Genomic DNA, 24,574 nt, shown 5'->3' with positions numbered 1-24,574 from the left:
GAAAAAGGGGAGGCAGTAGCGATGAAGTTTCGACTTTCAGACTTGAATGCGGATACAATTAAAAAAGGCTTCGAGCATATTCGTTCGACTGCAATCCCGGAGGCGCTTTCCAAGGCACGTTCGATGGTGACGGGGCTGGATCTGGCGTATGATCGTTTTTTTAAAGAAAATATAGAGGCAGATGAGGAAGCACTTGCAACACAGCGGGAGCGGGTGTTTTCATACTGCCCTTGTATCAGTATTGTAGTTCCGGTGTATATGACACCGGAGCTTTCTTTACGTGCAATGCTGGAATCGGTGCTGCATCAGACCTATGGGAACTGGGAACTGTGTCTGGTCGATGGCAGTCAGGCGAAGGGAGAACCGCCGGTTCTTGATGCGCGCGTATCAGAGGACGGCGAATTGTCGGTGCTGGAGAAGGTGTATAGTTTGGAGACGGAGCGCATTATCTGGCAATATATGGAGAATGAACCGCGAATCCAGTACATAAAAATGGAAGAAAATCTTGGAATTTCCGGGAACAGTAACCGGGCATTGCAGGCGGCAAAAGGAGCGTATGTTGCATTGCTGGATCATGACGATGTCCTGACGGAGGATGCCCTGTACTGGGTGGTGGATGCTTTGCAGAGAGAACGCTATGATGTGGTTTATTCCGATGAAGACCGGATGGCAGAAAATGGAAGTCATTATCTGGAACCGCGATTCAAACCGGAATTCGATATCGACCTGCTGCGAGCATATAATTATATTTCCCATTTGTTTGTGGCACGGAGAGAGCTTATGCTGGCGGACGGAGGCTTTCATAGTCAGTATGATGGTGCGCAGGGCTACGATATGATCTTGCGTTGCTGTGAAGACCGCCGGGAGATCTGTCATATTCCGCGTGTGTTGTATCACAAACGCATTCATGATGGAACTTCTTCGGAGCGGGAGGCAAAGCATGCACAGGAGAATCTGGCGGGCAAAGAGGCATTGGAGGCACATGTGTCGCGGGAGCATTTGCTGGCGCGTGTCATGATGACTGATCAGCGAAGCGTATATGCGGTAAAATATGATACGCCGGGCAATCCGCTCGTGTCGATGATCATAACCGGGCATACGAATCGTTCGTTGATGGAACAGATGCTGGAGCCATTTTACGAGAAAACACGGTACAGTAATTTTGAGATTATCATTGTAGATGAAGACCGAACAGATGAGGAATTGCAGAAATATTACCAGCAGATGCAGAGCCGCAGACGAAATATTGCTGTGGTGGAGGCAGAGCCTGGGAAAAGCAGCACGGAATGCCGAAATCTTGGAACCTTGTATGCGAATGGCAGTTTCCTTTTATTTTTGGATGCGAATATGGAGATTGGCGATACGATAGCACTCGGTGAAATGCTAGGTATCGCTATGCGTGAAGACGTCGGAATTGTAGCCGGGACGGTCTATGATGACCGGGATCGGCTGTATTGCGCGGGCTTGGAATTCGCAGGGGCATATGAGTCTCCGGTTCAGAAATGGCAGGCGGAAACAGAACGTGCGATTGATCTGAAGGAAATAAAAAATTTATACCGCTATCCGTATCGCGGATTACCACAATTTGATGCATGGAAAGAATGGCGGAAGATCCGGCAGGATGAGACCGGTGCGATGCGGTACTATGGAATGAACCGCGAATATGTGATTGTGCCGGCACATTGTATGCTTGTGAAAAGATCAGTGTTTGTACAGTTGGGTGGATTCTCGGATAAATTCCGGACAGAGCTTTCCGCACTTGACTTCTGTCTGCGTGTACGCGAGCATGGATATCGGATTGTAAATGCTGCTCATGCAAAATGGCAGCTTCACGATCTGCCTGATTCTGTCAGACAGGTGCGCGAGGCTGCCATCGTAGATGCGCAGATGGAACGTACAGAGCGGGATTTGTTTGAAATCCTGTGGTCACAGGTATTATCCCTCCGTTAAATCCCCCTTGGTTAATGTCTTTAATTGTTTGTCGCTGACAGAGTCAAGCTCGACGATACGGCTTGCCTGTCTGGCGATGGAACGCTCCAGATAGTTTCGTACTTCTCTTGCATTTGCAAAGTTTTCATCGTGGGATTTTGCCCAGATATTCAGTAACTCTTTGACATATGCTTTTCCCTGTGCGTTTGGTTCGTATTCCTGTTTTTTGCACATGGATAAGAAGATATCATAAAGCTCGTCGCCGCTATAGTCCTCGAAATTGATGTATTTGTTAAATCTCGAACGGAGTCCCGGATTGGAGTCTACAAACTCCTGCATCAGTTCCGTATAACCGGCAACGATCACGATCAGATTATCGCGGTTATCCTCCATCATTTTAAGCAGGGTATCTACCGCTTCCTGCCCGAAGTCTTTTCCGTCTTTGCCTGCGGTAAGTGTGTAAGCTTCATCGATGAAGAGTACGCCGCCTAAGGCACTTTCCACAACTTCCTTTGTCTTGATGGCAGTCTGTCCGACATAGCCTTCGACTAAGTTGGAACGGTCAACCTCGACCAACTGACCACCCGGCAGGATACCGAGACATTTGTAGATTTTGGCGAGCAGACGGGCAACGGTTGTTTTACCAGTTCCCGGATTCCCGGAAAATACCATGTGCAATGACATTTCCGGCTGCTTCATGCCGCGCTCTTCCCGCAGCTTCTTCACCTTCAACAGGTTGATCAGTGATTTAATATCTTTCTTTACTTCAGAAAGTCCGGTCAGTTCGTTTAATTCATTTAGCAGATCATCTAATTTGATATCTTCCTCTGGAACTTCCTGCTTGTTGATAGTGCCTTTCATAGCAGCCATAGCCGCCTGCGAGGTCGATGCATTTTTGGCAGGGGTGTTGGCATCGGAGGCTGCCTTGTTCGGGGTGGAAGGTTTCGGGGGATTCTTCAGTGCCGGATTCTCGCCGGGCTCAAACAGTTTCAGTTTGCGCAGGTATTCCTCGATCATACCGGTATAAGCCGTCAGCGCGGAGACTTCTGTGTCGGTTGTCCGGTTGTTGCAGGAAATGTATGCCTGACCGAGTTCGACATACAGGTTGTACAGATTCCTTGACTTTGAAAAACCTTTCGTCGTGCAGGCAGAAAGCCCAGACTGGTCAGCTTCCACAAAATAAGTCAGGGAACGTGGAATCGTTGTGACAAATTCGGGGGTTGCTGTGCGATCCTGCTTGAAGCGCATCAGAGATTCCAATGTGAAATATTGTCCGAGATATTCGTGTAAAAAGCGTGTCTCCGGGTACAGGCTGCCGTCGGAGCTGTCTGTCAGATACACCAGAAACTGCAGCAGATCAAAACGGATCATGTCATGCATGGAGATATCGGTTTTTGGACCAAAACCCTGTTGGCAGATGATCTCACCGTACATGTAGCAATCCGTGATTTCTTTCTTCAAATCGTTTAACATATTTTCTCCTTGCCCCTGTAAAACTGTTTCAGTATCTACGAATCGTGATGGGATTTGTGATATGTCTGCATCCGCTTCCAATAATATATCAGCATGTATTGAAACTAAGAAGTACTAGATGTTCTGATACACATATAGTTATCGTACGCAACCGCCGCCAATTCGCCGTCCATGGCTCACTGGCGGCTTGTTTGAACGTCGTGTTCAAACATTGCTGATACTCACAGAACATCAAGAACTTCTAAGTCCCAAACATATTTAAATTATTTGAAGCGGATGCAGACATATATACACAAATCCTCATACGATTCGCAAATGTCTGGAACCCAATTTACAGGTGTTCGTTCAATTTACCTTGGGTAAATGATACCGCAAAAACACTTTCACGTAAAGCGAAATATATTGAACAAGGTAGGGAAATATGGTACGATAAAAACCAATTAGGTTTTGAGAAACCAATAAGGAAAAACAGAATATGCCTGTCCGTTTGAACTGACTTGTTATGTTTATTCGCGAGTCATGTGTGGAACCGGTATAAATGGAACATAGGATATGTTTGCAGGCATGGAAGTACTTAGTGTTCTTTCTGTAATCAGGGATGTTTGAACACGATGTTCAAACAAGCCGTCGTTGAGCCATGGACGGCGAATCGACGGCGGTCCCGTATGGTAAGAACATGTATATTAGAACACTTAGTACTTTCTGCTTGCAATACATTCTATGTGCATTTATACCAGTTCCATACATGAACGTGGGATTCCATAGATGCAAATTCAGACGGACAGACGTAGAAGGAGCGTATTATGCGGTTTCGACCATGCATTGACATACATAATGGCGCAGTCAAGCAGATTGTCGGCGGCAGCCTGAAGGATGAGGCTGATTTTGCCAAGGATAACTTCGTTTCGGAGCTGAAGGCAGATTTCTATGCTGATCTGTATCGCCGAAGCGGTCTGGTCGGCGGACATATTATCCTGCTGAATCCGGCTGGCAGTACATACTATGAGGCAGATCTGGAACAGGCGAAGCTTGCACTTGCTGCATATCCACAGGGCCTGCAGATTGGTGGCGGCATCAACGCAGACAATGCAGAGCAGTTTCTGGATATGGGCGCGCGGCAGGTAATCGTGACATCCTATGTATTTAAGGATGGAAGAATCAATTACGAGAATCTGAAACGGCTGTCGAGTCTGATCGGTGCAGAGCATCTGGTGCTCGATTTGTCCTGTCGGAAAAAGGATGGCAGGTATTATATCGTGACCGACCGCTGGCAGAAATTTACAGAGGAAGTTGTTACACCAGAGACGCTGGACAAGCTGGCAGAATATTGTAGCGAATATCTGATTCATGCAGTGGATGTCGAGGGTAAAGCGGCAGGCATTGAGACGGAGCTTGCAACCATGCTTGGCACATGGGGCAAACAGCCGATGACTTATGCAGGCGGAGTTGGAAGCTTTGATGATTTAGAGAGCTTGAAGCAATGTGGACAGGATCGCATTGATGTGACGGTGGGAAGTGCACTGGATATATTTGGCGGTGCATTACCATACGATGAGGTTGTGAAATTTTGTTCGTAGTACCCATGTGGGACTACAATAAAACGATAAAAAGAGGGACAAAAACGATAGGAGGGTTTATGAGAAAATTCAGGAAGACAGCCGCAGTTGTTGCGGCGGCAGCACTTGCACTTTCGTTATGTGCATGTGGCGGAAAGACAGACAAGGCGACGACAGAACAGATATCTGGTGGCGGTGCAACCGTAACAGATGCAACAGCGTCAACCATCGAGGATGATGGCGACTGGACAACGACGGAACAGGAAGTTGTGGAGGATGACCGTTTCACGACGGTGGAAGGCGCAGATGCGATCGGCGTGACATTTGATGATGGTACAGATGGTTTTACGAGTTACATAAATAATGGTAACTTTACAATGTCCGCAGAAAATGGCGAACTCGTTTGTGACATTACAAAGAGTGGACCGCTTGAGCATAGCTGCCAGATTTATTACGATGGATTTACGATGGCAAAGGGCTGTGTCTATACGATGAGTTTTGATGTCAGAAGTGATATTGAACGTGTGATCCAGTGGCGTGTACAGATCAATGGTGGAGACTACCATGCCTATGCGAGTGATTTCATCACAGTTGGACCAGAGACACAGACGATTACAAAGGAGTTTACGATGGAAGAAAATTCCGATCCGGCTCCAAGATTTGTTGTCAATATGGGAACTCAGGAAGGACAGACTGAGGTTACAGAGGCACACAAGATTTACTTCGATAATATTTCCCTGTTTGTAACAGACGGTTCCAATGCGGAGAAGATTGTCGGTGCACCACAGCCGATTCAGGTAAAGGTAAATCAGATTGGTTACAAGCCGGATGATACAAAGACGGTGATTGTGACATCCAAGGACGATGAGAAATTCAAGATCGTAGATGCGAAGACAGATGAGACAATGTTTGTTGGTGCATACGGAGAGCTTTCGTATGACAAGTCTGCGGAATCAAACGTAAGACATGGTGATTTCACGGAGTTTAAGACACCTGGTACATACAAGATTATTTCCAGTCCATCTGGCGCGTCATATGAGTTCTCCATCGGGGATGATCTGTATGATGATGTGTATAAGGATGTTGTACTGATGTTATACAAGCAGCGATGCGGAACAGAGGTGACAAAGGATATCGCTGGAGATTTCGCACATGAGGCATGTCATATGCAGGAAGCGACTGTTTACGGAGATACATCTGGAACAAAGATTGATGTATCTGGTGGATGGCATGATGCCGGTGATTACGGACGATATGTTGTGTCTGGTGCTAAGACGGTACAGGATCTCTTCCTTGCTTACGAGGATTATGGTCAGACTGCCGATGATCTTGGAATCCCGGAGAGCGGAAACAAGACACCGGATCTTCTCGATGAAGCAAAGTATGAGCTTGACTGGATGCTCAAGATGCAGGATGCAGCAAGCGGTGGCGTCTACCATAAGGTAACTGCACTTGTATTCCCAGAGACGGTACTTGCGGTTGATGAGACGGATGATATGGTGCTTGCGCCGATTTCCTATGCAGCAACGGCTGATTTCGCGGCTGTTATGGCAAAGGCATCTGTACTCTATGCAGAATACGATGCAGATTTTGCAAAGAGCTGTCTGGATGCAGCAACGAACGCGTATGCATTTTTGGAGACAAATCCGGATATGAAGGGATATGAGAATCCGGAAGACCTTGTAACAGGTGCATACGATGATACACATCTTGCAGACGAGACACTTTGGGCTTCTGCAGAGATGTATATTGCAACAAAGGATGCAAAATATTTAACTGCGACAAAGACAGCACTTGACAGCAACTATCTGACAGGTTTTGGCTGGGCAGATATCGGAAGCTATGCGCTGTATGATCTTGCAAAGACCGAGGGCGTGGATGCAGATGTGGCAAAGACAGCGAAGGAAAAGCTGCTTGCAGATGCGGATGAGACACTTTCGAAAGCAGAGTCAGAGGGCTTCTTTACAGGTATGGGTGTGACATATCCTTGGGGAAGTAATATGACAATCACCAACAAGGGTATGGAGCTTCTGGCTGCTGCAAACCTGACAGGGGATGCCAAGTATACAGAATATGCGCAGAAGATGCGTGATTATATCTTCGGTGTGAACCCAACCGGATACTGCTATGTGACCGGATATGGTTCCCTTACACCAAATGCAACACACCACAGACCATCACAGGTATTGAAAGAGACGATGCCGGGTATGCTGGTTGGCGGTGCCAATAACAATCTGAACGATCCATATGCAAATGCCGTTCTCTACGGAATTGCACCGGGACGTGCATATGTAGATAATGAGCAGTGCTATTCATGTAATGAGGTAACGATTTACTGGAATTCTCCACTGATCTATCTGCTTACAGGTTTAAATTAAAAGAAAAGGATTAGGGTAGTACATTGATTCGTTTTATAAAGAAGATTCTTGCCAATGAGAAAATGCGATATCTGATTGCGGGAGGCTGTACGACAGCTGTCAACCTGGTAACATTCTTCCTGTTGCGGGTTATTACACCAATTTCAAGAAATACATGCAATGCCATAGCGATCGCTATGGCTATTGCTTTTGCATACTTTGCAAATAAATTTTTTGTATTTCAGAGTAAGAGGAAGGGATTTTATGCAACTCTGGTAGAGGCGGTGCAGTTTGTAGGCGCCCGTCTGGTGTCCATGGTTGTGGAAATTCTTGGACTGGCGATTTTGTGTGATACATTTCGAATCCATGAACTGGCATCCAAGCTGCTTGTACAGGTCATTGTACTGGTATTGAACTATGTGTTCAGCAAGCTGATTGTGTTCAAGGAAAAGAAACCATTTCACGAAAATATGCAGGATAACTGGTGCTATTATCTGTCGTTTGCAATCGTTGCAGTCGTCATGCTGGTTGTCTGTATCGCAGAAAAGATTGCACCGTTTGGAGAGAATTCCCTGACGCTGGTAGACAGTGTGCATCAGTATCTGCCGTTTTTCTCAGAACTCAGAGACAAGCTTCTGCATGAGAGAAGTCTTCTTTATACATGGAATGTAGCACTTGGCTCGAATTTCGTATCGCTTGCGGCGTATTATCTGATGAGCCCGTTTAATCTGCTGTTGTTACTATTTGGCAAGGAACAGATTGCGGCGGTTACCTGCTTCCTGATGTGCTTAAAGATTGCACTCACAGCCGTTGCAATGGTACATTTCCTAAGCTATAAGGATGGCGAGAAGAAACGCAATTTCCTGATCGTGGCGATCTCGGTTGCCTATGCATTCAGTAATTATGTGATCGGTTACAACTGGAACACGATGTGGCTGGATTGTATTATGATCTTCCCGCTTATCATGCTGGGCTTCCAGCGGATGCTTGAGGAGAGAGATCCAAAGCTGTATGTGCTGTCCCTGTTCTATGCGCTCTATTGTAATTATTATATTGGATATATCATTTGCCTGTTTCTTGTGCTGTGGTTCTTTGTCTATGAGCATAAGACAGTGAAGCGATTCTTCATAAATGGATTCCGGTTTGCAGTGTATTCCCTGTTATCCGGTGGTATGGCAGCATTTATCCTGCTTCCTGCATATCATGGAATCATGGCGACGGCAGCGGGGGATATGGCAATCCCAAAAGGAACATGGTATGGAAATATCTTTGTGATGCTGCGGCAGCTGCTTGTATTTACAAAGCCGATTACGAATCAGATCTTTGATGGCGGTGTGAATCTGTACTGTGGCATGCTGGCGGTTCTGACGATGTTCCTGTATCTGTTTGTGAAGGAACATCCGTGGAAGAAGTTCCGCAAATATGTGCTGTTGGTGCTGCTTGTGATCAGCTTCAATCATGGGACGTTAAACTATATCTGGCATGGCATGCATGACCAGTATGGAATCCCGAATCGGTTTTCATTTGTGTTTATTTTTGTGTTGCTCGTTATGGCATATGATGCAGTGCAGTCGATTACAGAAATCGATATTTATTTTGTGATTTCGTCAATTTTACTGGCAGGTGCGTTTGCATTTGCCTGTAAACAGCAGGCAGGCGCGACAATTGGAAAATATACATTGCCGGCGAGTCTTGTGCTGCTGGTGATCTACGGCGTGACCTGTTGTCTGCGGACGTCGAAGAAGATCACGCATGCGACTTACATTTCGGTGATTGGAAGTGTCTGTCTGGTCGAGCTTGTGGCAAATGCAGCATATGGATTTTCGGAAAATGGGTATTGTCATTACAAGAAATATTACAAGACGAGTCCGGCAGTGACAGAAGCGAATGTGCGCGTGCGGGAGATGGCAGAGGAAGAACAGGCAGGCTTTTATCGTTCGGAACTGATGAATTACACGGTGCTGGATGAGGCAAGCTGGCATAACATGCCGAGCGTCAGCACATTCAATTCAACGGTTATGGGACCGGTTGTCACCACGATGGGCAAGCTTGGATTTTATACAGGCGCAAATGAATTTTTGTATCGTGGCTATACGCCATTTACAAATGCAATCTTTAATATCCGGTATCTGCTGGAACGACCGGGAGATCTGAATAATTTTGATTATAATTATAAAGAAACGGTGGATAATGTATCCATCTATGAGAATCCATACCCGACCTCTATTGGATTTGCGGTGAGCAACAATGTCAAGGACTGGGATCAGAGCCGTTACTCTGCAATGATCGCGCAGAATACACTGGCATATGACATGACTGGCTATGGCGGATTCTTCCAGGACGAGTATCCGGCGATCAGTGTGACGAGTGATACGGCGAAAGTCAGCTATGAGAATAATCAGGTCAGCTTCACAGCAAATGCATCTGGACCGATGTGTTTTATGTTGAGCTTTACTGCGGATCATGCAGGCGATTATTACGTGAACTGCCGTGGTAATTATGTGACGAAGATCCGGTTTTATAAGAACGGACAGGAAATTGCTTATGACCGTTATCAGATCCAGATTTTCCATCTGGGACAGCTGGAAGCGGGCGATTACATTTCCATTGAATACGAATACAGCAATGTCAGTGGCTCCGAAGTGGCACCATTTTATGTGGCAACCTTCCATCAGAATGTGTTTGAAAATGTATATCGGGAATTGACGAACCATATGCTGGAGGTTGAAACGGTAAAGGATGGCTATGTCTATGGCACGATCGAGATGCCGGAGGATAAGACACTGTTCACAAGCATTCCTTATGATGAAGGCTGGACGGTAAAGGTCGACGGGAAAAAGGTGGATTACTACAAGGTGGCAGGCGCATTTATCGGTGTGGATATCGGTGCCGGTTCGCATACGGTTGAATTTTCCTATATGCCGCAGGGTATGCTTTTTGGCATTGCGATTTCCGTGATCTGCATGGTGTTACTGTTGGTTTCCCTGCAGGTGGAGAAGAAATTGGAGGTGCGGAGAATCGAGAAGGCGAACGCACGCGAAGAGAATGAAAAACCAGGCGAAAAACTTGCAGAAGAGGTCGAGACAGATATTGAAAATCTCGAAAATGTATAGTAAAATGTTGATAAATAGGGGGTGTTATGCACATGGAAAAACTAGCAAAATTAGGGTGGCAGAAACTAATCATCATTGCAGCGGCGCTGGATATCGTGCTCGGAATTATATTTGGTGCGATCTTTAAGGCGGTTCCGGCGGGAATCATCGTTGGCGTGCTGGCTGCGGCTGTCACGGGAGTGATTGTATTTGCGCTTGGTGGCGGCGTTGTGGCAGGCCACACAAAGGGTGACAAATACAAGAAGCTGTTCATGAATCTTCCGATCGGATTTGCACAGGCAAAGATCATCACAGATTCACTTGGAAACAGCATTGGGTACTGCATTCAGGAAGCAAATGAGCGGTTCGGAAGTTACTTCAATCTGGATGCATCTGATTATCAGGACAAGATTCTTGGTGAGAGTAAGATCGAAGTGTTACAGGATATTAACGCATGGTTTACTGCGTATAATACCTCTGGAACCAAAGAGGGCGACTTCATGGACGTGGAGATCACGATGGAGAAGCTTGGCAAGGTATTTAACACAGTTATGTACAAGTCTGAGGCTGACTATATCAACATGGTTGTTATTGATATTACAGACCAGAAGGAGACGGAGAACAAGCTGTCTGCAGCAATCGAAGATGCGAATGCAGCATATAAGACACAGGCAGAGTTCCTCGCGAACATGAGCCACGAGATTCGTACTCCGATCAACGGAATCCTTGGTATGCTGCAGCTTACGCTGATGGCAGATGATCTGCAGGCAGATTACCGCGATAACCTGCTCACTGCAAAGGGCTGTGCAGATAACCTGCTTCGCCTGATCAACGATATTCTTGATATCAGTAAGCTGGAAGCTGGTAAATATAACCTGAAGGAAGAAATCTTCGATGTGCGTGCAGCCATTGAGGAGACGGTAGCTGCACAGGTACCGACAGCGACAAACAAGGGACTTGCCCTTGACTGCACATTTGGTAACAATATTCCAAAGCTTGTAAAGGGCGATGGACAGAGAATCCAGCAGATTTTGAATTGTTTGCTTTCCAATGCATTAAAATTCACATCTGAGGGAAGTGTAAGAGTAAAGATTGCCGCAATTGATGCAGAAAAAGAGAATATCAACCTGCGTATCGCGGTTGCTGATACTGGTATCGGTATCTCGGAGAAGAACATGGATAAGCTGTTTATCCGGTTCTCACAGGTCGATGGTTCCGATACAAGAAAGTATGGCGGTTCCGGACTTGGTCTGGTTATCTCCAAGCAGATTGCAGAGCTGATGGGTGGTAACATCAGTGTGCAGAGTAAGGAAGGCATCGGTTCGACGTTCATTGCAGAGATTCCTCTGAAGGTTGTAAAGGCAGCCGAGGTGGAAGCAGCCAAGAACATGGAAGAAAAAGAAGATGCCGCAGTATTCTCGATCAATGCACACAGCAAGGCGCGTATCCTTGTTGCAGAGGATGAGCCGGTCAACCAGCAGGTTATCGGTAAGCTGCTCGGTATGGCAGGATTCTCTTATGATATTGCAGAGAATGGTGAGAAAGCAATTGAGCTGTTCAAGCAGAAGGAATACGATGCAGCGCTGTTCGATGTACAGATGCCGGTTATGGATGGTATCGCAGCAACACAGCAGATTCGTGAGATTGAGCAGAAGGAGCATAAGAAGCGCCTTCCGATCATTGCAGTTACAGCGAGAGCCATGTTTGGTGATAAGGAACGAATCTTAGAGAACAAGCTCGATGATTATATTGCGAAACCATATAATCTGAACACGGTAGTTGAGACACTCAACCGATATATTGATAAAAAAGAGGATTAACATTTAATTCACGAAAAATTAAACGATTTTTCATATATGTTGGTTGACTGGATATCTTTTTAGTGATACAATTTCGGTGGTTTTGGGTGGATAACTGCCCTGAATTAATAAAAAGCAAAGGAAGGAAATTTTAAGATGGCAAACATTGATTTAACTAAGTATGGAATTACCGGAACAACAGAAATCGTTCACAATCCTTCATATGAAGTTTTGTTTGAGGAAGAGACAAAGGCTTCAAACGAGGGTTATGAGGTTGGACAGAACACAGAATTAGATACAGTTAACGTTATGACAGGTGTATTTACAGGACGTTCTCCTAAAGATAAGTACATCGTTATGGATGAGAATTCTAAGGACACAGTATGGTGGACAACAGATGCTTACAAGAACGACAACCATCCTATGACAGAAGAGACATGGGCAGTTGTTAAGGATCTTGCTAAGAAGGAGCTTTGCAACAAGAAGCTTTATGTTGTAGATGCATTCTGTGGTGCAAACAAGGATACACGTATGGCAGTTCGTTTCATCGTTGAGGTTGCTTGGCAGGCTCACTTTGTAACAAACATGTTCATCAAGCCTTCAGAGGAAGAGCTGAAGGATTTCGAGCCGGATTTCGTTGTTTACAACGCATCTAAGGCTAAGGTTGAGAATTATGCAGAACTTGGTCTTAACTCTGAGACATGTGTAGCATTCAACATCACATCTAAGGAGCAGGTTATCATCAATACATGGTACGGCGGAGAGATGAAGAAGGGTATGTTCTCTATGATGAACTACTACCTCCCACTTAAGGGTATCGCTTCAATGCACTGTTCTGCTAACTGCGATATGGAAGGTAAGCATACAGCTGTATTCTTCGGCCTTTCAGGTACAGGTAAGACAACACTTTCTACAGATCCTAAGAGACTTTTGATCGGTGATGATGAGCACGGTTGGGATGACAACGGTGTCTTCAACTTCGAGGGTGGATGTTATGCAAAGGTTATCGGACTTGATAAGGAGTCTGAGCCAGATATCTACAACGCAATCAGACGTGACGCTCTTCTTGAGAACGTGACAGTTGATGCAGCAGGTAAGATTGATTTCGACGATAAGAGCGTAACAGAGAATACTCGTGTTTCTTATCCAATTAATCATATTGAGAAGATTGCATCTAAGGTAAATGGCGTTTCCGCAGGTCCTGCTGCAGAGAACGTAATCTTCCTTTCAGCAGATGCATTTGGAGTACTTCCTCCAGTATCTATTCTGACACCAGAGCAGACAAAGTACTACTTCCTTTCAGGATTTACTGCGAAACTTGCTGGTACAGAGCGTGGTATCACAGAGCCTACACCTACATTCTCAGCTTGCTTCGGACAGGCATTCCTTGAGTTGCATCCTACAAAGTATGCAGAAGAGCTTGTTAAGAAGATGGAGAAGAGCGGAGCTAAGGCTTATCTCGTAAATACAGGATGGAACGGAACAGGCAAGCGTATCACAATCAAGGATACTCGTGGAATCATCGATGCAATCCTTTCAGGTGATATCAAGACAGCTCCTACAAAGAAGATTCCTATGTTCAACTTTGAGGTTCCAACAGAGCTTCCTGGTGTAGATCCAGCAATCCTTGATCCAAGAGACACATATGCTGATCCTACTGAGTGGGAGACAAAGGCTAAGGATCTTGCTGAGAGATTCCAGAAGAACTTCCAGAAGTACACAACAAACGATGCTGGTAAGGCATTGGTTGCTGCTGGTCCTAAGGCTGAGTAATTTAATAAGCGAATAAATAAGGGTAACTCGCGTCGGCTGACGCGGGTTATTTTTTTTATATAAATTATGGCTTTATAATCCCCCCATTCAGCGTTCAAAATACCAATTATGTCAATATATGAACTGATTTTGCATCAATACATTTTTCCGTGAAAATAGATGATATAATGGGTAATCATTAAAATATTTGATGATAAAAAATCAGGGAGGTGCGATATGAAAAGAGTATCAAGAAAAATTGTAGCGATGTTGTCTATGCTTGTATTGTGTCTGAGTGTATTGTTTGTTCCAGATATGGGAAACACAAAAGCGGCAGAAAGTATTAGCTTATCTGGAAAGGCGCATGTACAGACGTTCGCAGATCAGAATGGAAAGCTTGTTAGTCAGGGAGGAATTCAGACACTTGTGTTAGGAACACGAGGGATGGCAAAACGAGTGGAAAGTGTGACTGTGAATCTCAAGAACAATACGGGATATGCAGGTACATTGCAGTATCGTGTTCATCGGCAGACTTATGGGTGGACAGCGTGGTTAAATGCTGGACAGGCTGCAGGTACACATGGGGAAGGCAAACGGTTGGAAGCAATCGAAATGCGACTGACAGGAGAACTTGCAAAATATTATGACGTTCGTTATCGTGCACATATCCAGACATATGGAGATAATCAGGGCTGGGTATATAATGGAGCACTTGCAGGTACAACAGGGGAGGCAAAAAGACTCGAAGAAATCTGCGTACAGATAGTGCCGAAGAAATCGATTTCTGAAGAGCCGTCTATCGCGTATAGAGTACATAGACAAACGTATGGCTGGGAGAAAAATTGGGCAACAGATGGTACGGTTAGCGGAACTGTTGGACAAGCAAAAAGACTGGAAGGTATTTCTATTACAGTAAATGACAATCAATATAGTGGCGGGGTAACATATCGTACCCATGTACAGAGTTATGGCTGGCGTGATTGGGTAAGTAATGGAGAGATGTCTGGAACACAGGGCGAAGCAAAGCGTCTGGAAGCAATTGAGATAAAATTGACTGGTGAATTATCACAGTATTATGATGTGTATTATCGAGTACACGCACAGTCTTATGGCTGGCTTGGCTGGGCAAAGAATGGTGAAAGCGCAGGAACGGCAGGGTTTGCAAAGAGACTGGAAGCAATTCAAATTGTTGTATTGAAAAAAGGTGCTCTTGAATATGGTTCGGGGAATTACAATAGTAGTTTGTATAAAATGATGTATGAAGGTACATATAAAGGGGTAAAGGTTGCAGAAGATAGTTCATTCCTTTCATACACGCAGCCATATGTTGATAAATCCGAAGTCTCTTATTTTAACCCATTAAAGGTTGGCGAAGCAGTGACATTAAAATGGTTTTATGGAGGAACGATTACAATTAAATTCGCAGGCGTTGATTATAAAAAGTGTACATATACATTAGAAGTTGCTGCTAGCGAAGGATCAAAAGTTTTCTTTGGAGAGGAACATTTTGGCGTGCATGAGGATTTCGGAGTGTCGTGCACATTAAACGGAAAGAAGTATACGAATATTTTATATTGTGGTGGAGAACCGAATCAATATGCAAGTGTTAAACAATTTGGAGATACCAAGTGCACTATGGTAATTGGATTTCCACAAAAAATCTATGATGAAAATACAGGCAAAAGCGTGTCTATAACAGATCCAGCGGTAAAAGATCTTTCCATTATTGAGAGAAATTATTTAGCGAATGATAAGATTATATACTTGAAAATCAAATAAATAATTGATAATAGGAGGAATGGTTTAGAATTCCTCCTATTATTTCAATTAAATATATCGGAAAACGAAACATTTGACAAACGATAATATATATGATATAGTCAAATAAATTCGAAAGGGGGTATTCCTATGAACAGGGCAAAGCGGAAATATATGAAATTATTGAAGGACTATTTTCCGTATGGAAGAGCGTGCAGGAAGAAGTTTCTGGTATCGGTAGCGGATGATATAGAGAATTTTGTTCGGGAACATGAACGATGCACCTATGAAATGCTGGTAGAGGAGTTTGGAAAACCACAGGAAGTGATTCTGAATTACCAGAAGGAAATTGAGATATCAGATATACGGAATGTACGAAAATTAGCAGCAAAGTATGTAATTGCAACTGCTTGTTCCTGCTTTTTGCTGTTTGGCGTGTATGCATTTGCTGGATTGGGTGCAAAGTCAAAAAATGCAGAAGTTACAACCGAAGATGTAGCTTCTCAATCAGTAGAAATCTATGATCCAATCAGAGCGTATTTGGATAGATATGGCGGCTCTCTATATAATGAATATGGAGATGCGGTGATTACAGCAATCAGACCTACAGGTGGTAATACCGATGGATTCAAATCGTATGTTATTAAAGAAGTTCCGCCATCTGGGGAAACAGAATAGTGCTGTTTAGGACGAATATATGGAAAATAAAAATATGTTTTACCGCGGCTATGTGGAATTGCTCGTGTTGAAATTCCTTTCGGAGAAGGATTGTTACGGTTATGAAATTGTAAAAAGTATAAAGCGTGCTTCGAAAGATAAGATTTCGTTGTCGGTGGGTACTCTGTATCCGACGTTATATAAGCTGATTGATCAGCAGTACATTAGTGATTATAAGAAGCAGACCGGTGAGCGGATGGTAAAGGTGTATTATCATCTGGAGGATGCGGGAAGGGAACGACTGCAAGCGTTGGTTTCCGAGTACCGGGAGTTCTCACAGGTTATGAATGAAATCTTGAGCCTGAAATAGAGTAAGTTGAAACAAAAAAGCAACTCTTTAAATTAAAGAGCTGCTTTTTACTATATATGAAATTATAAATTATCCTTTACATACTGTTTGACAAGCTTCTCAATCAGATAGAACTGGGATGGACCTGCATCAAGCACAACCTTGTGGAAAGCCTGCTCGTCGAACTTGTTGTCAAGGGCGGATTCTGCATAGTCACGAAGCTCCTGGAAGGACTGCCAGCCCATGACATACATCTGGTAGTTGACTGGTTCGGCGATAACGTAATCCATGATGCTTTCGGCTCCATCAGAATTGAAACCATTGTCGGAGAGGTACTTCTGTGTTGCTTCCAGATCCCAGCCCTCATAGTTGACACCGATTTCGACACGGGCACTGACAAGCAGGTTCAACTCAGAGTTGATCCGTTCGAAATCTGCATAACTGTCATCCGGATAATCTTTGTACATATCGTAGCTCATCATCTCAACATAGGTAGCCCAGCCCTCGGTGTAGCCGTTAAAGTTAAGCAACGCGCGGATTGGTTCCGGGTTCGTGCTCAAGTAGTAGGTGAACTGATACATATGTCCGGGGATTCCTTCGTGCGCAAGGGTGGACCACAGATCACCGGCGCCGTCACTGCCCATATTCAGGTAGATGGAGTTTTCGTCGTAGGCATCAATTGGTGTTGTCACATAGAATGCCGGACTGACGATATCTTCTAGGGATTCATGGACATTTTCAACGGTGTAATGCACGTCAGGCATGGCAGGGAAGCGGTCGGCAAAAGCATCCTTAAAGTAGTTGATCGTCTCCAGCGGATCGTTATCCGCATATAAGCCGTCACTGGAATCGTTAAAGTACTGCTCGTAAGCGGAATAGTTGGCAAGCGCGGTTGTCTGGTATTCATACATGACATCATCGATGGCGTTGTCCAGCCAGTCGATGACTTCCTCCGGCGTTTTGTCAGTGCCAACCTTATCCTTTAACAGATATGCGTAATATTCTTTTCCGTGTTCAAACCCGGCAAGGCCCAGATCGTTTTGTCCATCATCCTTGTGTGCATTAAAGAAGTTAATTACATTCTTGTAGCAAGGGATGACGGAATTGATAACCGTATCGTGATTCTGGGTAATGTAGTCCTGAATCTGTTCTTCACTCAAGCCCTCGACACCGCGAACCTTATCTTCAAAGGTTGCAATCAGAAGATTCTCTTCCGGAGTTGCAATGAATTCTTCACACTGGCGAACAACCTCGCTGGCGGAATGCTCGTTCATGAAAAGCCCTTTGTCAATCTTTGTCTGTTCAAAGTCCAGATATTTTCCATAATAATCGGATAACTGTCCAAGCAATGCCAGATAGTCCTGAACGTCCCCTTCGTTGTAGAATTTGTATTCCGACATGTTGATCGGCATGTTTGTCTGCAAGCCGCTTGTGTAGGCAAATGGTTCGTACAGATATGTGTAATCATAGGATTCCAGATTCAGATCCAGATAATCCTTGATAACATCATAGGTGTATTTCTGCGATCCGGTCAGGAGATCGTAGTCAAAGCTTTGCAGTTCTGTGATTTCATCTTCGGTTTCTTTTTTGTCACTTGCAATGGCGTCCTCGGAGATTTCCGCATCGCCAAAGGTTGCAGTTGGAACATCCAGATCGTAGTGGGCTGGATTGGCAACGGTATAGTGAAGCGTGACGGTATCGCTTGTGACGCTCTCCTTAAAGTTATCCATCAGGTAAGTATGAAACCGTTCCTGCTCGGCTTTTGCTTCTTCTCCAGTTGGATCAGGCAATGCATAGGCACAATCTTCCAGGGAGGAGGCATCGATCGGAGATGCTTCCGGCTCTGTATTTCCTGCGGCAATCGCGTCCTCCACAGAATTCTCTAAGGACGAAGATGCTGCCTTCCAGCTGCTGTTGCTGTCACCACATGCGGTCAGCATGACGGACATCGCACAGACAAGTGCGAGCGCAGTCGCCTTCTTGTAAAATTTTTTCCACATATAAATCTATAACCTCCGTTTTCCTGTATCTTATAGTATAGTATCTGCTTTAATTGGATAGACATACAAAATAATCATACTCGAAATAATCAAAATCTGCAATCATCCGATGCATATTTCACATAAAATGCACAGAAATACATCTGTCGAACGGACAGGAAAAATGGCTACATAAAGTATACGAAAGCAGGTTTCATGTAAGTATATTTATGTTAAGGTAAGAACGGGGAAAAATGTTTACAATTAAAGGAGAGATGGGAATTATGACAATCAAGGAAGCTGCAAAAAAACTGCATGTGGAAGCACATGTACTTCGATATTGGGAGGATGAATTAAAACTCGACATTAAGCGGAATGCGCAGGGACATCGGTATTATGATGATCGCGATATCCGGTTGTTTGAGAGCGTGAAAGCGATGAAGGAAGAGGGACTGATGCTCAAGGATATCCGAAATGCGATCATTCGTGCAAAACGTGCAAAATCTGAAGAGGATGCTTTGGATTCGACAGAAGAAAAAAATGAGGGGAATGCGCAGACCATCGATTGCGCAAAAACAGCACAGGAAGAAACAGACAACGAGGATAAACCATGCAAACCGGAAGCGAACATCAAGCGCACATCGTCGGTGGAGCTTCGCCCCGTACATACCCGGATGGATGAGGATAAGGATTCGATGTTAGAACGCATGCAGAAGATGGTGGGGGATGAGGATAAGGTTGTCGACTTCAAGCAGGCACAACTGCAAAGCGTGATGAACCGTGTGATCGCAACTGCCCTGCGCGAGAACAAGGATATTATCACGACATCCATTAAGGAGGAAGTGACCGCGGATGTGATGCGGCAGTTTGATGCAGTTATGCGGGAGAAAGAGGAACGCGAGGAAGCACGGTACCGGAGACTGGACACGGTGCTGCGGGAAATCCAGCAGGCAAATGCAGAGGTAGCAGCAACGAAAACGAAAAAGGGAATCTTCAAAAAACACCGGTAAGATCAAAAACTTTCTGTGTCCGCTGGTTGCAAAAAGATGGCAACTCTTGTATAATTCCTTTTAGTTATGTGTAAATATAGCTAAGATATAGGAATTATATCGGAAATGGACAGGAATTATGAAGTTAGAGATTTTATACGAGGATGCATATCTGCTTGCCTGCGTGAAGCCGTATGGTGTGTTGTCACAGGGCGACAAGGGCAACGATGAAGATATGATTACGAAAATCAAGCATTACCTGTATGACCAAGAGGAATCGGAGCAGGCGGAAGAGCCGTATGTAGCTGCGATTCACCGGCTGGATCGTCCCGTAGGGGGTGTGATGGTATTTGCAAAAACTCCAGAGGTAGCAGCGAAGCTTTCGGACATGCAGCAGGATGGTGAGATCGCGAAATATTATCAGGCGGTCATAACCGGAGAGCTTCCGGATTTTGAAGGCGAGATGGTAGACTATCTTCTGCGGGATGGAAAAACGAACACAACGAAAGTCGTGAAAAAAGGCGAAAAGGGTGCCAAGCGCGCAGAGCTATATTATGAGGTGCTTGATGTCATGGATACGGACGATGGAACGCTCAGTTATGTGTTGATTGAGCTTGTCACAGGCAGACATCATCAGATCCGGGCACAGTTTGCGAGCCGGGGCTGTGGTATCTGGGGTGATACGAAATATAACCCGAAATTCGCGAAGACAAAACGTAAATATAAACAGATCGGTTTATTCTCCTCACGGATGGAATTTACACATCCCATCACCGGGGAAGAAATCGTGATCAAGAAGGAACCGGAGGGCGAGGCCTTCGAGGTGCTTGATTTAGATGAGTTTGAATAAAGTGGAAATAGAAAGGAAAAGAGAAATGGCAAAGGACAAGAAATTAGTAGAGCATATTACAGCGATGGATGAGGATTTTGCACAGTGGTATACGGACGTTGTCCGTAAAGCAGAGCTGTGTGATTACACAAGCGTAAAGGGATGTATGGTTTTCAAACCGGCAGGCTACGCGATCTGGGAACTGATCCAGAAGAATCTCGATGAGCGTTTCAAGGCAACCGGCGTAGAGAATGTATACCTTCCAATGTTTATTCCGGAGAGCCTGCTTGAGAAGGAGAAGGATCATGTCGAAGGATTCGCACCGGAGGTTGCATGGGTAACACATGGCGGATTGAATGAACTGCAGGAGCGCCTGTGCGTCAGACCAACATCCGAGACATTATTCTGTGATTTTTATTCTAAGGAGATCGAGAGCTACCGTGATCTTCCAAAGGTATATAACCAGTGGTGCTCCGTTGTGCGTTGGGAGAAGGAGACAAGACCATTCCTTCGCTCGAGAGAGTTCCTGTGGCAGGAAGGCCATACCGCACATGCAACAGCAGAAGAGGCAGAGGCAAGAACGATCCAGATGCTGAATGTGTATGCGGATTTCTGCGAGGACGTGCTTGCAATTCCGGTTATCAAGGGACGTAAGACAGACAAAGAGAAATTCGCAGGTGCTGAGGCAACTTATACGATCGAGTCGCTGATGCACGATGGTAAGGCACTGCAGTCCGGAACGAGCCACAACTTTGGGGATGGATTTGCAAGAGCATTTGGCGTTCAGTATACAGATAAGGATAATAAGCTTCAGTATGTACATCAGACATCTTGGGGTATGACAACGAGAATGATCGGCGCTATCATCATGGTGCATGGTGATGACAGCGGACTGGTACTTCCTCCGAAGGTTGCTCCGACACAGATCATGATCGTTCCGATCATGCAGAAAAAAGAGGGCGTACTCGAGAAGGCAGAAGAGCTTCGCAGCGTGCTCGCATCCAACTTCCGTGTGAAAGTTGATGATTCCGATAAGAGTCCTGGATTCAAGTTCGCCGAGCAGGAAGTAAAGGGTATCCCACTTCGTGTTGAGGTTGGACCGAAGGATATCGAGGCAGGACAGGCAGTTGTTGTCCGCCGTGATACAAGAGAGAAGACCATCGTACCATTCGACAAGCTGTCAGAGACCTGTGAGGCATTGCTTGCACAGATGCATGATGATATGTATGCAAAGGCAAAGGCACATCGTGATGCGAATACACATGTCGCTACAAACTGGGATGAGTTCACAGATATTCTGGAGAAGAAGCAGGGATTCATCAAGGCTATGTGGTGTGGCGAGGAAGCCTGCGAGACAGCCATCAAGGACGAGACAGGTGCAACAACGAGATGTATCCCGTTTGCACAGGAGAAGCTTGGTGATGTATGTGTACATTGTGGCAAGCCTGCGAAACACATGGTTTATTTTGGAAAGGCATACTAAAAATAGAAATCAGAACATTTACCCTGCTGACATCAGCGGGGTAGTTGTTTATTTGGGTGAAATACATGAAAATAGAAATTCCGACAGGGGCGGCATATATTTTACAACAATTAAATAAGCATGGGTATGAGGCATATATTGTTGGCGGTTGCGTGCGGGACAGCCTGCTCGGCAAGCAGCCGAATGACTGGGATATCACGACCTCGGCGAAACCGGAGGAGGTCAAGGCAATTTTCCACCGCACGATCGATACGGGAATCCAGCATGGAACGGTGACGGTCTTAGTGGATCGCGAGATTTTGGACGATGGAAGTGGATCGCTTGCCAGTCATACCGATTATGCATTTGAGGTGACGACATACCGGGTGGATGGTGTTTATACCGACCACCGTCGTCCGGAATCCGTGTGCTTCACAGCGAGCCTGGAAGAGGATCTGAAACGACGGGATTTTACGATCAATGCAATGGCATATAACCCGGAGCAGGGTGTGATCGACATTTTCAGTGGACAGGAGGACCTGGAGAAAGGAATCATCCGCTGCGTGGGTGAGGCATCAGAACGGTTTGACGAGGATGCACTTCGTATCCTGCGTGCAGTCCGGTTTGCGGCACAGCTTGATTTTGTAATTGAGAATCAGACGCGGGAAGCGATGCGCGATCAGGCAAAGTTCCTGAAGGATATCAGTGCAGAACGGATCTGTACTGAGCTTACGAAGATGATCGTTTCGAAGCATCCGGAACGGCTGGAGGAAGCGTACGAGCTGGGACTCACCAATATATTTCTGCCGGAGTTCGACCGGATGATGCAGACGCCACAGAATAACCCGTATCATCTGTATGATGTCGGTCGTCATACGCTGCAGGTGATGCGGGCAGTATCAGCAACACCTGTCCTGCGTTATGCGGCGTTGCTCCATGATGTTGGAAAACCAGAATGTAAGACGACAGACGAAACAGGAGTCGATCATTTCTATGGACATCAGGAACTCTCTGCGAAGATGGCGCGCACGATTCTGCGTCGGTTAAAGCTTGATAACGATACGATCGATCAGGTTTGCAGACTGGTGAGAAATCACGATTATGGACTCTCCGGGGACGGACCGGGGATGAAGAGCTTCCGCCGGTTTGTGGCACAGCTTGGCGCGGAGCATTTCGCAGATTTTCTGGAGATCCGAAAGGGCGATATGGCAGGTCAGAGTGCGTATCATCTCGAACAGCGCAGACAGGTGATCGCGCATATGGAAGCGATGTATGCAGAGATCATAGAACAGAAGCAATGTTTGAAACTGTCGGAACTTGAAATCAGTGGAAAAGATCTCATCGCGATCGGTGTAAAACCGGGGCCGGATATGGGACGCATTTTGAAGGCACTGCTGGACCGGGTACTTGAAGAACCGGAATTGAATACAAGAGAACAATTATTGGCGATTGTAAAGGAATCGTATCTATAGATGCGGACGATCAATCGGAATGAATCCGCCCTTCCCGGCATACAATTAACAAGACTGATGTTGGGAGGGGATTTTTTGTGGCTGAAAAAATGTCGGAAGTATTCGAGATGTACGATGTGAGATTGGATCACATAGGACGGGGACGGGGAGCGATGCTGCTGCAGACGGACAAGGGGGTGCGCCAGATCCGGGCAACGACAGCCGGAGAAAAACGGCTGCAGGCAGAGTATGATTTTAAAGAGCATATGTATCTGGCAGGCTTTCCACATATTGACCGGCTTGTGAAAAATGTGGAGGATGAACTGATTACATACGATCGTTATGGGAATCCGTTTGTGATGCGGATGTTTTTTGACGGTCGTGAGATGGGTGTCAGCAACAAAAATGAAATCATGCTTGCGGTTGATAATCTGGTTGCCCTGCATCGGGCTGGACGTACGGTCTGGCAGGAAGTTGATCGCGATATGCAGATCCGGGAGAAGAATGATGTCAAGCGTCGGAATCGGGAAATGAAGCGAGTACATAATTATATTGCGAAACAGAGTCCGAAACGGGAATTTGAATCTTTGTTTATGCAGGCATTTCCGTACTTTTATGAGCAGGGGCTGAACTGTGAACAGGCAGAGGCGGGGACGGCGGGCGAATCTGAACATATGGGATATTGTCATGGCACTTACAATCATCATAGTGTCCTTGTATGTGGGACAGCCGATGCGCGCTATATCGCAACGATTAATTTTGAAAAATATCATATCGGGAACCAGTTGCAGGATCTGTATTATTTCATTCGGAAAACCGTGGAAAAAAATGGATATGCGTTTGCACTGCTCACTGCGATCTTAGAACGGTACCAGCAGGGAATCCCATTGCAACAGATGGACGTTGCGTATATTTGTGGACTCTACCGGTATCCTGAAAAATTCTATAAGCTCTCAAATCAATATATGAATGGTTCGAAGACACGCATTTCTCCGAAAATGGTCGAGAAGTTGAACCGGATCATGGAAGAGGAAGAGAAGAAGCAGACGTTGCTTGAAAAATTATCTTCCTATAATATCTCGAAAAAATGAATATATAATCTTCACATTTGCAAAATAATCTTGTATAATACAGAGGTTAAG

16 protein-coding genes are annotated in these 24,574 nt (G+C 45.3%); 14 read left to right on the top strand and 2 right to left on the bottom strand.

The window, feature by feature from the left end; translation table 11 throughout:
• Positions 1 to 21 precede the first annotated feature (21 nt).
• A complete protein-coding gene (locus H9Q76_RS13390) occupies positions 22 to 1,950 on the top strand; it encodes a glycosyltransferase family 2 protein (protein WP_249321300.1) in 1,929 nt (642 codons plus the stop codon).
• Here the strand turns inward: H9Q76_RS13390 and H9Q76_RS13385 are convergent.
• Complete coding sequence (locus H9Q76_RS13385; protein ID WP_118545306.1) at positions 1,936 to 3,402, bottom strand: AAA family ATPase; 1,467 nt, start codon at positions 3,400 to 3,402, stop codon at positions 1,936 to 1,938. The genes H9Q76_RS13390 and H9Q76_RS13385 overlap by 15 nt on opposite strands.
• Positions 3,403 to 4,205: 803 nt before the next feature.
• Between H9Q76_RS13385 and hisA the strand changes: the two genes are divergently transcribed.
• The 8 genes from hisA (at position 4,206) to H9Q76_RS13345 (ending at position 16,743) form a co-directional block, all read left to right on the top strand.
• On the top strand, positions 4,206 to 4,979 hold the full coding sequence (hisA, locus tag H9Q76_RS13380) for a phosphoribosylformimino-5-aminoimidazole carboxamide ribotide isomerase (protein WP_118671131.1): 774 nt from the start codon (positions 4,206 to 4,208) through the stop codon (positions 4,977 to 4,979).
• A gap of 59 nt (positions 4,980 to 5,038) precedes the next feature.
• A complete protein-coding gene (locus H9Q76_RS13375) occupies positions 5,039 to 7,336 on the top strand; it encodes a glycoside hydrolase family 9 protein (protein ID WP_249321299.1) in 2,298 nt (765 codons plus the stop codon).
• A 23-nt stretch (positions 7,337 to 7,359) separates the two neighbouring features.
• Positions 7,360 to 10,428: a GtrA family protein gene (locus H9Q76_RS13370; RefSeq protein WP_249321298.1), complete on the top strand. Its 3,069-nt coding sequence runs from the start codon at positions 7,360 to 7,362 to the stop codon at positions 10,426 to 10,428.
• A gap of 32 nt (positions 10,429 to 10,460) precedes the next feature.
• A complete protein-coding gene (locus H9Q76_RS13365) occupies positions 10,461 to 12,227 on the top strand; it encodes an ATP-binding protein (RefSeq protein WP_021984503.1) in 1,767 nt (588 codons plus the stop codon).
• A 135-nt stretch (positions 12,228 to 12,362) separates the two neighbouring features.
• A complete protein-coding gene (gene pckA, locus H9Q76_RS13360; RefSeq protein WP_249321297.1) occupies positions 12,363 to 13,979 on the top strand; it encodes a phosphoenolpyruvate carboxykinase (ATP) in 1,617 nt (538 codons plus the stop codon).
• A gap of 216 nt (positions 13,980 to 14,195) precedes the next feature.
• On the top strand, positions 14,196 to 15,737 hold the full coding sequence (locus H9Q76_RS13355; RefSeq protein ID WP_117780415.1) for a hypothetical protein: 1,542 nt from the start codon (positions 14,196 to 14,198) through the stop codon (positions 15,735 to 15,737).
• 129 nt (positions 15,738 to 15,866) lie between these two features.
• Entirely contained in the window at positions 15,867 to 16,394 is a 528-nt protein-coding gene (locus tag H9Q76_RS13350) for a DUF6120 family protein (RefSeq protein ID WP_117780414.1), read from the top strand.
• 19 nt (positions 16,395 to 16,413) lie between these two features.
• Entirely contained in the window at positions 16,414 to 16,743 is a 330-nt protein-coding gene (locus H9Q76_RS13345; protein ID WP_242995346.1) for a PadR family transcriptional regulator, read from the top strand.
• Between the two features lie 62 nt (positions 16,744 to 16,805).
• On the opposite strand, the gene H9Q76_RS13340 is transcribed toward H9Q76_RS13345, so the two are convergent.
• A complete protein-coding gene (locus tag H9Q76_RS13340) occupies positions 16,806 to 18,722 on the bottom strand; it encodes a DUF885 domain-containing protein (protein ID WP_117780413.1) in 1,917 nt (638 codons plus the stop codon).
• A gap of 233 nt (positions 18,723 to 18,955) precedes the next feature.
• Between H9Q76_RS13340 and H9Q76_RS13335 the strand changes: the two genes are divergently transcribed.
• The 5 genes from H9Q76_RS13335 (at position 18,956) to H9Q76_RS13315 (ending at position 24,523) form a co-directional block, all read left to right on the top strand.
• Positions 18,956 to 19,711, top strand: a complete 756-nt coding sequence (locus H9Q76_RS13335; RefSeq protein ID WP_117780412.1) for a helix-turn-helix domain-containing protein — start codon at positions 18,956 to 18,958, stop codon at positions 19,709 to 19,711.
• Positions 19,712 to 19,829: 118 nt separating this feature from the next.
• Positions 19,830 to 20,540 carry an RluA family pseudouridine synthase gene (locus H9Q76_RS13330; RefSeq protein ID WP_117780411.1) on the top strand — a complete coding sequence of 237 codons (711 nt, stop codon included), beginning with the start codon at positions 19,830 to 19,832 and terminating at the stop codon, positions 20,538 to 20,540.
• A 25-nt stretch (positions 20,541 to 20,565) separates the two neighbouring features.
• Complete coding sequence (gene proS, locus H9Q76_RS13325) at positions 20,566 to 22,002, top strand: proline--tRNA ligase (RefSeq protein ID WP_117780410.1); 1,437 nt, start codon at positions 20,566 to 20,568, stop codon at positions 22,000 to 22,002.
• A gap of 65 nt (positions 22,003 to 22,067) precedes the next feature.
• Entirely contained in the window at positions 22,068 to 23,453 is a 1,386-nt protein-coding gene (locus tag H9Q76_RS13320) for a CCA tRNA nucleotidyltransferase (protein ID WP_118374601.1), read from the top strand.
• Positions 23,454 to 23,530: 77 nt separating this feature from the next.
• Positions 23,531 to 24,523, top strand: a complete 993-nt coding sequence (locus tag H9Q76_RS13315; RefSeq protein WP_021984514.1) for a protein kinase family protein — start codon at positions 23,531 to 23,533, stop codon at positions 24,521 to 24,523.
• Positions 24,524 to 24,574: the final 51 nt, after the last annotated feature.

It is taken from the genome of Wujia chipingensis, assembly GCF_014337155.1.
Classification (GTDB): Bacteria; Bacillota; Clostridia; order Lachnospirales; family Lachnospiraceae; genus Coprococcus_C; species Coprococcus_C hominis.
This window is presented reverse-complemented; position numbering and strand designations above follow the sequence as displayed.